Origin of the sequence: Knoellia pratensis, from assembly GCF_042666395.1 — a bacterium.
In the GTDB taxonomy this organism is placed as follows: Bacteria; Actinomycetota; Actinomycetes; order Actinomycetales; family Dermatophilaceae; genus Knoellia; species Knoellia pratensis.
Genome location: NZ_JBHTDJ010000003.1, coordinates 782,324 through 795,380, shown reverse-complemented (window position 1 = coordinate 795,380; position 13,057 = coordinate 782,324). Strand labels below are relative to the sequence as shown.

General features: G+C 68.1%; 11 protein-coding genes. 4 read left to right on the top strand and 7 right to left on the bottom strand.

Annotated elements, in window-relative coordinates; genetic code table 11:
* The first annotated feature begins 17 nt into the window (after nucleotides 1–17).
* Nucleotides 18–1,358, top strand: a complete 1,341-nt coding sequence (ccrA, locus tag ACFQRE_RS13720) for a crotonyl-CoA carboxylase/reductase (protein ID WP_380123218.1) — start codon at nucleotides 18–20, stop codon at nucleotides 1,356–1,358.
* Nucleotides 1,359–1,423: 65 nt separating this feature from the next.
* Here the strand turns inward: ccrA and ACFQRE_RS13715 are convergent, their stop codons facing one another.
* Both ACFQRE_RS13715 and ACFQRE_RS13710 read right to left on the bottom strand, forming a co-directional pair.
* A complete protein-coding gene (locus ACFQRE_RS13715) occupies nucleotides 1,424–2,740 on the bottom strand; it encodes an AI-2E family transporter (protein WP_380123216.1) in 1,317 nt (438 codons plus the stop codon).
* A 41-nt stretch (nucleotides 2,741–2,781) separates the two neighbouring features.
* A complete protein-coding gene (locus ACFQRE_RS13710; protein ID WP_380123214.1) occupies nucleotides 2,782–3,081 on the bottom strand; it encodes a hypothetical protein in 300 nt (99 codons plus the stop codon).
* 50 nt (nucleotides 3,082–3,131) lie between these two features.
* Here ACFQRE_RS13710 and ACFQRE_RS13705 point away from each other — a divergent pair, with 50 nt between their 5' ends.
* Entirely contained in the window at nucleotides 3,132–3,746 is a 615-nt protein-coding gene (locus tag ACFQRE_RS13705; RefSeq protein ID WP_380123212.1) for a maleylpyruvate isomerase family mycothiol-dependent enzyme, read from the top strand.
* Nucleotides 3,747–3,749: 3 nt separating this feature from the next.
* On the opposite strand, the gene ACFQRE_RS13700 is transcribed toward ACFQRE_RS13705, so the two are convergent.
* From ACFQRE_RS13700 to ACFQRE_RS13690, 3 genes are all read right to left on the bottom strand, one after another.
* Nucleotides 3,750–6,209, bottom strand: coding sequence for a GcvT family protein (locus ACFQRE_RS13700; RefSeq protein ID WP_380123210.1), 2,460 nt, complete (start codon nucleotides 6,207–6,209; stop codon nucleotides 3,750–3,752).
* A gap of 123 nt (nucleotides 6,210–6,332) precedes the next feature.
* The gene (locus tag ACFQRE_RS13695; protein ID WP_380123208.1) at nucleotides 6,333–8,111 is read right to left on the bottom strand and encodes a 3-hydroxyacyl-CoA dehydrogenase family protein; all 1,779 of its coding nucleotides are present in this window, start codon (nucleotides 8,109–8,111) and stop codon (nucleotides 6,333–6,335) included.
* A gap of 83 nt (nucleotides 8,112–8,194) precedes the next feature.
* Nucleotides 8,195–9,541, bottom strand: coding sequence for a multidrug effflux MFS transporter (locus ACFQRE_RS13690; RefSeq protein WP_380123206.1), 1,347 nt, complete (start codon nucleotides 9,539–9,541; stop codon nucleotides 8,195–8,197).
* A gap of 168 nt (nucleotides 9,542–9,709) precedes the next feature.
* Between ACFQRE_RS13690 and nucS the strand changes: the two genes are divergently transcribed.
* On the top strand, nucleotides 9,710–10,405 hold the full coding sequence (gene nucS, locus ACFQRE_RS13685; RefSeq protein ID WP_380123204.1) for an endonuclease NucS: 696 nt from the start codon (nucleotides 9,710–9,712) through the stop codon (nucleotides 10,403–10,405).
* 18 nt (nucleotides 10,406–10,423) lie between these two features.
* Here nucS and ACFQRE_RS13680 read toward each other — a convergent pair whose 3' ends face one another.
* Both ACFQRE_RS13680 and ACFQRE_RS13675 read right to left on the bottom strand, forming a co-directional pair.
* On the bottom strand, nucleotides 10,424–10,993 hold the full coding sequence (locus ACFQRE_RS13680; RefSeq protein WP_380123202.1) for an AAA family ATPase: 570 nt from the start codon (nucleotides 10,991–10,993) through the stop codon (nucleotides 10,424–10,426).
* Nucleotides 10,994–10,998: 5 nt separating this feature from the next.
* The gene (locus ACFQRE_RS13675; RefSeq protein WP_380123200.1) at nucleotides 10,999–11,622 is read right to left on the bottom strand and encodes a histidine phosphatase family protein; all 624 of its coding nucleotides are present in this window, start codon (nucleotides 11,620–11,622) and stop codon (nucleotides 10,999–11,001) included.
* 97 nt (nucleotides 11,623–11,719) lie between these two features.
* On the opposite strand from ACFQRE_RS13675, the gene ACFQRE_RS13670 reads away from it, so the two are divergent.
* Nucleotides 11,720–12,988 (top strand): GNAT family N-acetyltransferase, encoded by a 1,269-nt coding sequence (locus tag ACFQRE_RS13670; protein ID WP_380123198.1) that lies wholly within the window; start codon nucleotides 11,720–11,722, stop codon nucleotides 12,986–12,988.
* The last annotated feature ends 69 nt before the right edge of the window (nucleotides 12,989–13,057 follow it).

The following is a 13,057-nucleotide window of genomic DNA, read 5'->3' as shown; positions in this document are numbered from 1 at the left end:
AAGGAGCACCATCTCTCATGGACCAGATCCGCGACGCCATCCTCAGCGGTGACCGCACCGAGGAGACCTACGCGAACCTCGCCATCCCCGCGACCTACCGGGCCGCGACCGTCCACAAGGACGAGGTGGACATGTTCGAGGGCCTCACTGCCAAGGAGAAGGACCCCCGCAAGTCCCTGCACATCGACGACGTGCCGGTCCCGGATCTCGCTCCCGGTGAGGCGCTGGTCGCCGTCATGGCCAGTGCCATCAACTACAACACCGTGTGGACCTCGATCTTCGAGCCGGTCTCGACCTTCGGCTTCCTCGAGCGCTACGCCCGCACGTCGGAGTTCGCCAAGCGCCACGACCTGCCGTACCACATCGTGGGTTCCGACCTCGCTGGCGTCGTGCTCCGCACGGGCCCCGGCGTCGGCAAGTGGAAGGTCGGCACGGAAGTCGTCGCCCACTGCCTCTCCGTCGAGCTCGAGGACGCCGATGGCCACAACGACACGATGCTCGACCCACAGCAGCGGATCTGGGGCTTCGAGACGAACTTCGGTGGACTCGCCGAGCTCGCGATCGTCAAGACCAACCAGCTCATGCCCAAGCCGACCCACCTCAGCTGGGAAGAGGCGGCGTCGCCCGGTCTGGTGAACAGCACGGCATACCGTCAGTTGATCTCCAAGAACGGTGCGGCCCTCAAGCTCGGTGACCGCGTCCTCATCTGGGGCGCCTCGGGCGGCCTCGGCTCCTACGCGACGCAGATGGCGCTGGCCGCCGGTGCGACCCCGATCTGTGTCGTCTCCTCACCCGAGAAGGCGCAGATCTGCCGCGCGATGGGCGCCGAGCTGATCATCGACCGCAACGCAGAGGGCTACAAGTTCTGGAACGACGAGGACACCCAGCAGGACCCCAAGGAGTGGCAGCGTCTCGGCAAGAAGATCCGCGAGCTCACGGGTGGCCACGACGTCGACATCGTCTTCGAGCACCCGGGCCGTGAGACCTTCGGCGCCAGCGTCTATGTGGCACGCAAGGGCGGCACGATCGTCACCTGTGCGTCGACGTCGGGCTTCATGCACGAGTACGACAACCGCTACCTGTGGATGAACCTCAAGCGCATCCTCTCGTCGCACTTCGCGAACTACCGGGAGGCGTGGGAGGCCAACGAGCTCATCAACCGCGGCCTCATCCACCCGACGCTGAGCAAGACCTACACGCTCGACGAGGTCGGTCAGGCAGCGCTCGACGTCCACCTGAACGCGCACCAGGGCAAGGTCGGCGTCCTCACCCTCGCCCCCGAGCCGGGCCTGGGCATCAGCGACCCCGAGAAGCGCGCGCGCTTCGAGAGTGAGATCAACCGCTTCCGCGACGCCTGACGCTTTCGCGTCAGAGCCAGCCCATCGGTGTATGCCGGTGGGCTGGCTTCGTCTTGCGCCGCGCCTTATTGGTGGCGTTGGCGCGGGACGAGGACCTCGTCGACAAGGAGCAGGAGCGCCGCCGCCACCGGGATGGCGAGCAGGGCGCCGAGGACTCCGAGCAACGTTCCGCCCGCCAGCGCCGCGACGACCGTGAGGGCCCCCGGCACGGACACGGTCCGCTGCATGATCTTGGGGGCGATGACGTAGTTCTCGATCTGCTGGTAGACGAGATAGTAGATCGCTGCGATGAGCGCGACCCGGGGCTCGTCGAAGAACGCCACGAGGCACACCAGGGCCGCACCGAGCGTCGCGCCGACCATCGGGATGAGCCCGAGGAAGCCGACGAGCACGGCGAGCACGGCGGCATACGGGATTCCGAGGAGCGTCATCATCAGGTAGCTCAGGACCGCGTTGATCGTGGCGATGGACACCTGCCCGATGGCGTAGGAGCCCGTGCGACGCATGATCTCCTCGCTCAGCTGCGCGAAGCGGTTGCGGCGGCTCGCCGGCACCATGGAGTTCGCCGTCCGCTTCATCTTGGGCAGGGACGCGAGGAAGTAGAGCGTGAGGATGAGGATCGTGAAGGTCTGGAAGACCCCGTTGAGGACCGCTCGGCCGGCTCCGAGGACTCCCCCGAGCACCGAGCTGATGAAGGTCTCGTCGGTGAGGCGCTTGTTGAACTCCTCGTTGATCTTGTCGACCACGTCGTAGTTCTTGTCGAGCTCCTGGACCCAGCTCGTGTCGAGGATCCGATCCATATAGGTGGGGGCCTGCTGAACGAGATCACTGCCCTGGGAGACAACCGGCGGGAAGACGAGCAGACCGAGAAGGATGAAGACGGCGACCATGCCGAGGAAGACGATGCCCACCGAGAGCGAGCGCTTGAGGCCGCGGCGGCCCAGCCACTCGACCAAGGGGTTGAGCGCGAGGGCGAGGAACAGCGCGACGACGAGGATGGTGAGGGTCGTCGCGAGGCGACCGAGCGAATGCCACAGACCGATCGCGATGAGGGCACCGAGGGCGCCGACGAAGCCGAGGTAGAACGGCGAGTGCCGGTTCATGGGGCGGCCCATCTCACCGAACTGGGTCGTCCCGGCCGCGTCGGGCGCGCGGCGTCCAGAGGGCGTGTCTGGAGCTTCCGTCCCGGGGACCCCGTCCCCGCCGGACGCCTGGGCCTCCTCCGGGGTCTCCGCCTCGGCGCCGAGGACGTCGTTCATGAGGCTTCGCTCAAGGTGCTCGTCCTCGTAGCGGATGCGGTTGCTCTCCCGCAGAGCGGCGCGCTGGCGCTGGCGATAGTCCTGCCAGTTGCGCACCGAGTTCTTGCCCCAGCTCAGGTTCACGTGGCCTCCTCGATCGCTAACCTATCGGGGATCAGCGCAGGTCAGCGGATTGCGCCCCGTGGGTGTCGACGCTCGCGCGCGGCCCAGCACGGAGTGTGCCAGTGCCGGCGGTCCCCGACTCCACCGACCCCTTCCTCCGGCCACGCGACAACGTGCGGCGTCCCGGGGACGATGTCCTGCTCACAACCCGGGCAGAAGTAGGTGCGCTCCGAGGATGCGCCCGTGAGGCGACGCACGGACCACCGCTGACCGGCATACATCTCGGTCGTCGTCCCGCCACCGGTGAGGCGCCCCATCGCGAGGGGCACGTCCTGCGGACGGCGGCGGTTGGCGCGGGGCATGGCTCCATCGTCCCAGAGTCGGTGTCACCGGCGGCTGAGAGGGTGAAGGCATGGCAGACACGTGGGATGCAGTGCGCGCTGAGCGAGAAGACCTCATCGAGGACCTGGCCGGTCTTGACGAGAGCCAGTGGGACCAACGGTCGTTGTGCGGTGACTGGACCGTGCGTGAGGTGGCGGCTCATCTCGTCGACAACGCGCTCACGACCAGGCTTGGCATCGTCGTCGCCATGGCCCGGGCGCGATTCGACTTCGACAGGCAGAACGCGATGGGCGTGGCCCGCACCCTGGGTGACTCCCCTGCCGAGACCTTGGCGAACCTGCGGGCCGTTGTCGATCGCCGCACTGGTCCACCCGCACCGGTCGACAGCCGCCTCGTCGAGGAGGTCGTCCACGGCGAGGACATTCGCCGCCCGCTGGGGATCAACCACGCGTACGCCGCGGAGGCCGTCGAGCGTTCACTCCTCTACCAGGCCAAGACGTCCGTGAGCATGGGTGGCGGCAAGCAACGGATCGCGGGTGTGAGCCTCCGGGCCACCGATGCCGACATCGTCATCGGCGACGGGCCCGAGGTGCGCGGCCCCGCCCTCTCCCTCCTGCTCGTCACCTCCGGTCGCAGCGCCGCGCACGTGGACCTCGACGGACCCGGCGTGTCCCGTCTGGGCTGAACGTCACGTCCTGACGCGAGCGCTCGTCGGGTCGTAGAGCGGCCGCAGTGACACCGTGGTCGGGATCCGCACGCCAGCGACGTCGACCTCCCAGTCTCCTTCGTCGAGCCACGCCTTGGTCACCGGACCGTCGGCCGTCACCGAGGCGATGCCCACCGCGCCGCCAAGGGTCCAGGCGTAGGACGCCGATCGCACGTCGCCGACGGGTTGTCCGTCGCGCAGCAGCACCTCGGCGCCGAACAGCAACGGCTCGGGGTCGGTGAGTAGGACCTGGACGAGCTTGTCGCGACGCGGTGTCTCTCGCTCGGCGATGACGGCGCCCCGCCCGATGAAGTCGTGTTCGAGGTCGACGGCGAACCCGAGCCCGGCCATCTGGACCGTGTCCGTGTTGTCGATGTCGTGCCCGTAGTCCCGATAGGCCTTTTCGAGTCGGAGCGAGCCGAGCGCGTGGAGACCGACAGGCAGGAGCCCGTATGCCGTGCCCTCCTTGCGCAGTGCCCTCCAGACCTCTGCGGTCCGGTCGCGTGGGATGTAGAGCTCGTAGCCCAACTCACCGACGTACGTGATGCGGACGCAGAGAACCTCGACGTCAGCGACCGTGATGGTGCGAGCCGTGCGGAACGGGAAGCCCCCAGTCGACAGGTCGGCGTCGGTGAGCGTGGCGAGCAGGTCGCGCGACAACGGCCCCTGGACGTTGAGCTGACCGGTCGCCTCGGTGACGTCCTCGATGGAGACGTCGCCGTCACCGATCTGGCGACGAAGCCAGGCGAGGGTGTGGCCGTGGGCGGTGTCCGAGGCGACGACGAGGAAGTCGTTCTCGTCCCTCTTGGTGACCGTGAGGTCGGCCTCGATGCCACCGTCGGGTCCGAGCCACTGGGTGTAGGTGATGCGGTCGATGTCTCCGTCGACGTGCCCCGCGCTCACTCGCTCGAGGACGGCGCCGGCATCACGGCCCGTCACCACGAAGGTCGCCATGAAGGACATGTCGATGAGGCCCACGCCCTCCCGGACTGCCCGGTGCTCGGCCTCCCACTTGTCGAACCACGGCTGGCGACTCCAGGACGGGGTGACGTGCGCGCTCTGTCCGTCACCGGCATACCAATCGGCACTCTCCCAGCCCGAGACGTCCTTGAGCTTCGCGCCCGCAGCCACCATCTCGTCGTGCACCGGTGAGACGAAGGTGCCGCGGCCGGTGTGCAGTTCGACGCCGGGGGTGTGCGCGGCATACGTCTTGCCTAGAACCTCAGTGACACGGTCGCGCCGATAGTCACGGCGGAGCTGGTGCGGCCTGAAGCGAGCGACGTCAATCGCGGTGACGTCCACGTCAGGACGCCCGTTGGCGATCCAGTGGGCCATGACCCGACCGAGCCCACCGCTGCTGAGGATGCCAACCGAATTCAGGCCCGCCGCAACGAAATAGCCCTGCAACTCGGGCGCCTCACCGACGGCCGGCAACCGGTCAGGAGTGAACGACTCGGGCCCGCAGAAGAACGTGCGCACCCCTGCCTCCAGGGTGATCGGCACGCGTGACATCGCCGTCTCGAGCGCGGGTGCCATGCGCTCCCAGTCCGGCGGGAGCGTGCCGAACGAGAAGTCCTCGGGGATGCCGTCGAGCTTCCACGCAGCTGCCTGCGGTTCGAAGGGGCCGACCATCATGCCGCCGCCCTCCTCGCGGTAGTAGCCGTAGCGCGCGGGATCCTCGAACACCGGCCCGTTGGGGTCGAGCCCCGGAATCGTGTCGGTGATGAGGTAGTAGTGCTCGGCGGCCTGGTTGGGGATGACGACGCCGTGCCGCTCCCCCAGCTGGCGCGCCCACATGCCGGTGCAGTTGACGACGGTCTCGCACTCGATGTCGCCTGCGCTCGTGCGTAGGCCCGTGATCCGTGGCAGTGCTCCGTCGGTCCGCGTGATGACGTCGCCCGCCGTCACACCCTCGACGATGCGCGCCCCGAGATTCCTGGCGCCGCGGGCCAGCGACATCGTGAGGTCGACCGGGTTGACGCGGCCGTCCCCGGGGACGTGGAACCCGGAGAGGAGCCCGTCCATCTCGGCGTGGGGGAAGAGGTCAGCCATCTCGCCCGGGCTGACCTCGTTGACCTCGAGTCCGAGACGGCGCTGGAAGGCGGCAACCCGGCGGTACTCCTCGAGCCGATCCGTGTCGCCCACAGCCTCGATGAGCCCCACGGGACGGAAGCCGGTCGACAGACCGGTCTCGGCCTCGAGCCGTCCGAAGAGGTCACGTGAGTACAGGCGTATGCCGGTGAGGGTCTCGCTCGTCGACCCGAAGCACGTCATCAGCCCGGCCGCGTGCCACGTCGTGCCGCTCGTCAGTCGGTCCCGCTCGATGAGGACGACGTCAGTGACGCCCTCGTGCGCGAGGTGGTAGGCGATCGAGGCACCGATGACCCCGCCGCCGATGATGACGACCTGGGCGCGGGCGGGCAGTTGCTGCGCTGAACTCACCTGCGCAGGCTAACCGCGCCACGAGACCGTTTCCCGCCGCCCCCGGAAAAGGGGTCCCGAACAATGGAACTGTTCCCTTGCTCCGGAACCGTTTCCCGCCGCCCCCGGAAAAGGGTCCTCGGGTCAGGCGTAGGTACGGAAGCCGCGCCCCGTCTTGCGACCGAGATAGCCGGCCGTCACGAGGTGCTCGAGCAGCGGCGCCGGCGCATACCCCGGCTCCCGGAACTCGATGTAGAGCTCGCGCTCGATCGCCAGCGACACGTCGAGCCCGACGACGTCGAGCAGCTCGAACGGACCCATGGGCAGACCACAGCCGGTCTTCATCGCGGTGTCGATGTCGTCGGCGGTGGCGTAGTTGGCGTCGAGCATCTTGATCGCGTCGTTGAGATAGGGGAAGAGCAGGGCGTTGACGATGAAGCCCGAGCGGTCGCCACACGTCACCGGGTGCTTGCCGATCTCGCGGCACAGCTCCTGGACGGTCGCGATCACGTCGTCGCCGGTCGACACGGTGTGCACGACCTCGACGAGCTTCATGATCTGCGCCGGGTTGAAGAAGTGCATGCCGACGACGTCCTGCGGTCGCGACGTCACGCGAGCGCAGTCGATGATCGGCAGCGACGAAGTGGTCGTCGCGAGGATCGCACCGGGCTTGCAGATCTTGTCGAGCTCGCTGAAGAGCTCCTGCTTGATCTCAAGGTCCTCGGCGATGGCCTCGACGACGAGGTCCACCTCGGCGAGGTCGGCGCGATCGGTCGTCGCATGCAGCCGACCCAACAGCGCGTCGGCCTCCTCCTGGGTTGCGCGACCCTTCTCGACCGCGCGAGCCTGCGACTTCTCGATCGCGGCGCGCACTCCGTCGAGCTTGTCCTGGCTGCGCGCGACGAAGGTGACGCTCTTGCCCGCCTTGGCAAAGACCTCGATGATGCCGGTGGCCATGGTGCCGGAGCCGACGACCCCGACCGACGAGATCTCTCGCAGCGCGACACCTTGGGCGATGCCCTCGGCCGGGGTCTGCGCATCGGCGACGACCTCGGGCGAGCCGGCCGCGGCATACGTGTAGAAACCGCGACCGGTCTTGCGACCCTTGAGGCCGGCGGACACCATCTGCTTGATGATCGGGCTGGGTGCGTGGAGCCGGTCGCGTCCCTGCTTGTACATCGTGTCGAGAATCTCGTATGCCGTGTCGAGACCGATGAGGTCGAGCAGGGCGAGCGGACCCATCGGGTAGCCGCAGCCGAGCTTCATCGACGCGTCGATGTCCTCACGTGTGGCGTAGCGGCTCTCGAACATCGAGACCGCGTGGTTCAGGTAGCCGAAGAGCAGCGCGTTGGCGATGAAGCCGGCCTTGTCGCCGACGATGACCGGCTTCTTGTCGATGCGCTCGGCGAGGGCCTTGACATCCTCGAAGACGTCGTCGGCGGTGATGACGGTGCGGATGACCTCGACGAACTGCTGGACCGGAGCCGGGTTGAAGAAGTGCATGCCGACGATGCGCTTGGGGCTCGTCGTCGACGCGGCGATCTCGGTGACCGGCAGCGACGACGTGTTGGTCGCGAGGATGGCGTCGGGTCCGACGATCGCGTCGAGCTTGGCGAAGATCTCCTTCTTGAGATCCAGGTGCTCGGGCACGGCTTCGACGACGAGCTGACAGTCGGCGAGCGACTCGAAGTCGGTCGCGTAGGTCACGTGCCCGTGCAGGGTGTCGTGTTCGGACTGGTCGATCTTGCCCCTGTCGAGGGCACGCCCGGTCGACTTCGCGAGGAAGGAGCGCCCACGCTCGACGGCCTCGTCGGTGATGTCCACGGCGACGACGTCGATCCCGTTGCGCGCGAACACCTCCACGATGCCCGCACCCATGGTGCCCAGTCCGATGACGCCTACTCTGGTGAACTCACGTGACATGGTCGGAGTCTCCCAGAGTGGGACTGCACTGTGGTCACCGAACGGACGTGAGCCTGCCCACCCCGGACGGTCTGCGCCGCAGACTAGGCCGGCACGAGAGCGACGTCCACGACCTCGTCCTGCTCGGCGACGATCCGGGACGGCTGCACGAGAACGATCAGGACGACGGCCCCCAGCCAGACGGCCCCGGTCATCACCACGGCCATGCCGACGGCGTTGCCGGTGCTGACCAGGCCGGTCAACGGAGTGATGACGCTCGCCATGCCGAACTGGATGGCACCGAGCAGAGCTGCCGCCGAGCCCGCCGCCTCGCCGTGGCGAGACAGCGCGAGCGCCGGGGTGTTGGGGAACGACAGGCCCACTGCGAACATGACGAACCACAACGGCACGAGCACCATGACCAGCGGTGCGTCGGCCAGTGCGGCCGCGAGGAGGCCCGCAGTCGCGGCCATGGCCACACCGACGCCCGCCGTCAGGATGTGCTGGGGCTCCCACTTGCGCAGCAGGAACGGGTTGACCTGGGTCGCCACGATGAGCCCTGCCGCATTGACGCCGAACAGGATGCCGAACTGCTGCTCGTCCAGGCCGTAGTACTCCTGCAGGACGAACGACGAGCCCGCAACATAGGCGAAGAGGGCGCTGAACATCAGGCCAGCAAGCAGCACCAGCCCGACGAACGGACGATCGCGCAACAGGCCGGCATACGTCCGGAGGGTGGCCCCAACCCGTGCGGGTCGGCGTCGCTCGACGGGCAGCGTCTCGTCCAGGCCGCGCAGCGCGACCACGAAGAGCACGACCGCGATCCCGGCCAGCGCTCCGAAGATCCCGCGCCACCCGGTGAGCTGGAGCAGGAGACCACCGAGCGAGGGCGCGAGGATGGGGGCGACGCCGATGACCAGCGTCAGGTGGCTGAGCAACCCGGCCGCTCGCCGACCGGTGAACAGGTCGCGCACGACAGCCATCGCGGTGACCGCGACCGCCGCACCCGAGACGCCCTGCCCGATGCGCACCGCGGTGAGGACCTCGATCGTCGGCGCGAGCCCGGCAAGCACGGACATCACTGCGTGCGCAGCGATGCCGCCCAGCATGACCCGGCGGCGGCCGACGGCATCCGAGATCGGGCCCAGCACCAACTGCCCGAGACCGAGGCCGAGCATGATGCCGGTGAGGGTGAACTGCACCTGGGGCTCACTCGCATTGAGCTCGTCCGCGAGCGTGGGCAGCGCGGGCAGGTAGGTGTCGATCGTCAGGGGGCCCAGCGCGACCAGGGCGCCAAGGACGAGGACCATCTTGAGGTAGGCACGCCCGGCGAGGCCCGCTGGCCGCGGTTGCGGTTGCGGCACTGCCGGTCGCTGCTCGGTCGCGACACCTCCGCCGCTGAGCGGCTCGTTGAGGATCTCGGATGATGAGGGGACGGGGCGGGCGCGCACGCTACTAGCTCCTGAAAGGGGTGGTCGGATCGGGTCGCGGCGCGCACCGGTGAGCCCGCATCACCCAGTGTCCAAGGCACGGGCGCATCGGCGCATTCCCGTTTCGCGCGCCGGGCGAGCGGCACAGCGGGGCGGTCACCCGCAGCGGAAGGCGACTATGGTGTGCCGGTGCGAGTGGTGATTGCGAAGTGCAGCGTCGACTACGACGGTCGGCTGACGGCCCATCTCCCTCTTGCGACCCGGTTGCTCATGGTCAAGGCCGACGGCTCGGTCCTCATCCACTCCGACGGCGGCTCGTACAAGCCCCTCAACTGGATGTCCCCGCCGTGCGCCATGGCCGAGGTCGAACCCGAGGAGTCCGAGGTTGCCGAGGGCATCACGGCGGTCTGGGTGGTCCAGCACGCGAAGTCCGAGGATCGCCTGCGGGTCAAGTTCCACGAGATCCACAGCGACACCAGCCACGACCTCGGTGTCGACCCGGGCCTGGTCAAGGACGGGGTCGAGGCCCACCTGCAGAAGCTCCTCGCCGAGCACATCACGACACTCGGTGACGGCTATACCCTGACGCGGCGCGAATACATGACGCCCATCGGGCCCGTCGACATCCTGTGCAAGGACGCTGCCGGCGCGACGGTGGCCGTGGAGATCAAGCGTCGCGGAGACATCGATGGTGTCGAGCAGCTCACCCGCTACCTCGAACTGATGAACCGCGACTCCCACCTCGCCCCCGTCACCGGTGTCTTTGCCGCGCAACAGATCAAGCCGCAGGCCCGCACGCTCGCCGAGGACCGCGGCATACGCTGTGTCGTTCTTGACTACGACGACCTCAAAGGCATCGACAACAGCGAGCACCGCCTCTTCTGAACCCGCTGGGGAACGGGTTCACGAACCGGTGTCCCGCCTGAGCCTGAAGGCGCCGCTCGCGATCGCGTCCTGAACGGAAGCCAGCGTCTCTGCGGGTTGTTGGTCGGTGGTGTCGATCACGTGTGACTCCATCGCCCCCAGGTCTGAGAACTGCTCCCAGAGTGATCCCACAGGGCCTTCATCCACGAGGGCGTCCGGTGCCTTGCGTCCCAACGCGCGGCGCAGGGTCTCGTCCAGAGCAGGGCGCAGCACCACGTAGTGCGGGCGAGCCGCCGGGGTGTCGTCGGCGGCCGCGAAGTGGTGGAGCATCCACGGACCGATGACCCCGTCGATCACGGTGACGAACCCGCCCGCCGCGTACGTCGCAGCGGCCCCTTGGATCACCCGCAGCACCACTTGGTTCTGCGTGTCCGCCTCGGGCAGGTAGGGCGGGATCACCCCTGACGCGATGGCGCGCCAGAAGTCGTCGGTGTGCAGGTGCACCGCACGGGGATGACCAGACACCAGCGCCCGCGCCGTCGTCGACTTTCCCGCTCCCGGCGGGCCCGTGAGGATGATGACGTCCGAGCTCGGGTGGTCCTTGCTCACCGTTGTCACACGACGGACCGATCGGCGCTTCCCGGCCACGACACGACGGTGACGTCGTCAGCATCGATGCTGATCTCGGCCACGGCACAGTTGGGCAGGAACAGCTGGGCCGCAAGGTCATTGCGCGCATTGCGTCCCATCCGCGGCAGGCAGAACGACATCACTCCCCCATGCGTGAACACGAGCACCGTCTCACCGCGGTGCTGGTCCGAGATCTCCTCGAGCGCGCTGCGATAGCGATCGAGCGCCTGCTCCCCGCTCTCACCTCCGGGGATGAACGTGCCGAGGTGGCCGGACTTCCACGCCTCGAAGACGCCCATGAGCTCGGGGTCGTCATGGTCGCGACCGGCGAGCGCACCGACGGAGAACTCCTCCAGGCCGTCCACCGCACGGGACTCGACACCAAGGACCTCCGCAGCGATGGCCCCGGACTCGACAGCTCGCTGCAGCCGACTCGTCCAGACGCCTGCGACGTTGCGAGAGCGGAGCGACTCGGCGAGGGCACGCACCTGGCTCCTGCCCTTCTCGGTCAGCCACCCGCCGTCGTCGGAGAGCACCTTGGCATGGGGATAGTCCGCGTCGCCGTGGCGCGCGATGAGAAGGGTTGCGGGACAGTGCAGATCGCTCACGACTCCACCTTCCCACGGCCTTCCGACAACCCGTGCGTATGCCGTGTGCTCACGAATCCGGTCGACACCGCACCTCGTGGGCTGGTCCACTGAAGGTGTGACCGACGACTACTCCTTTGCCACCCTGGATCTCGATGACGAGAGCGAGGAGAACACGGCGCGACTCACCGGGTGGCTCGACGCGATCATGCGTGGCTTCCACCAGAGTCAGCCCAACGACGAGTTCCGTGAGAAGTGGCTCGCAGCCGTTCGTCGGGACGGTGCGGTCAACCGCGGAGCGTGGGCAGCGCCCGTCGCCGGCCTCTCCAACGACGTGCCGGTCGCCACGTTGGGGCACCTCGTCAAGACCCTCAACGCCGGGGATGCGATCCTCCCCGCCTGGATGATCACCGACGTCACGGTGGCTCCGACACATCGGCGCCGTGGTCTCATGCGTCAGCTCATGACGGAGAACCTCTGCGCCGCCGTCTCTGCTGGCGCTCCCGTCGCCGTGCTCACCGCGTCCGAGGGTGCGATCTATCAGCGGTTCGGTTTCGGCCCGGCAACGCGGGAGGCACGCGTCCGGGTCGACACCTCCTCACGCTTTCGGCTTCGCGACCGACCGGATGACGGTGGACGGGTGGTGATCGTTGCCCCCAGCGAGGCATGGCCCCTCCTCGAGAAGGTGTTCGCCCGCCACCACGACGTCACCCGCGGGAGCGTGGGCCGGCCGACCTACTATGAGTCGTGGCTCCAGGGCTACGACTGGGACGAGATGAGCGAGGACCGCAAGCAGCGCCTCGCTGTGCGTCTTGGTCCGGATGGTGAGCCCGACGGCTTCGTGGCCTACGCCATGAAGCGGCCGGACGACAACGGTGAGGTGGAGGTTCGCGACCTCGTCACGGCGAGCGCTGAGGCGTTGCTCGCCCTCTGGCAGTTTCTCGCTGACATCGACCTGACCGAGATCGTCACCGGCCCAGCGCCCGTCGTCGACCCCCTGACGCACGCACTGGTCAACCACCGCGTCCGACGAGTGACGGCGATGCCCGACCACCTCTGGGTGCGCGTCCTCGATGTGCCGGTGGCTCTCGAGGCGCGGCCATGGTTCAGCGATGACCGCATGATCGTTCGGGTGGTCGACGGCCTGGGTCACGCCGACGGCACATTCGCGATCGACGCCTCTGACGGACGCGCAGCGGTGACCCCGACCTCGGCCGCCCCCGACGTCACCCTTGATGTCGAAACCCTCGGCACGCTCTACCTCGGTGACGTCACCGTCGACCCTCTGGCCAGGGCTGGCCGGATCACGGGCACCGACGACGCCGTCCGCCGCTTCGGCTCCCTCGCGGACGGCAGCCCGGCCCCCCACTGCAACACCCACTTCTGACCTGCCCCAACTTGCCCACGCACAGCGTGGGACCCGCCGCCCGAAGTGGTTTCCTCTCACGTCGCCTGA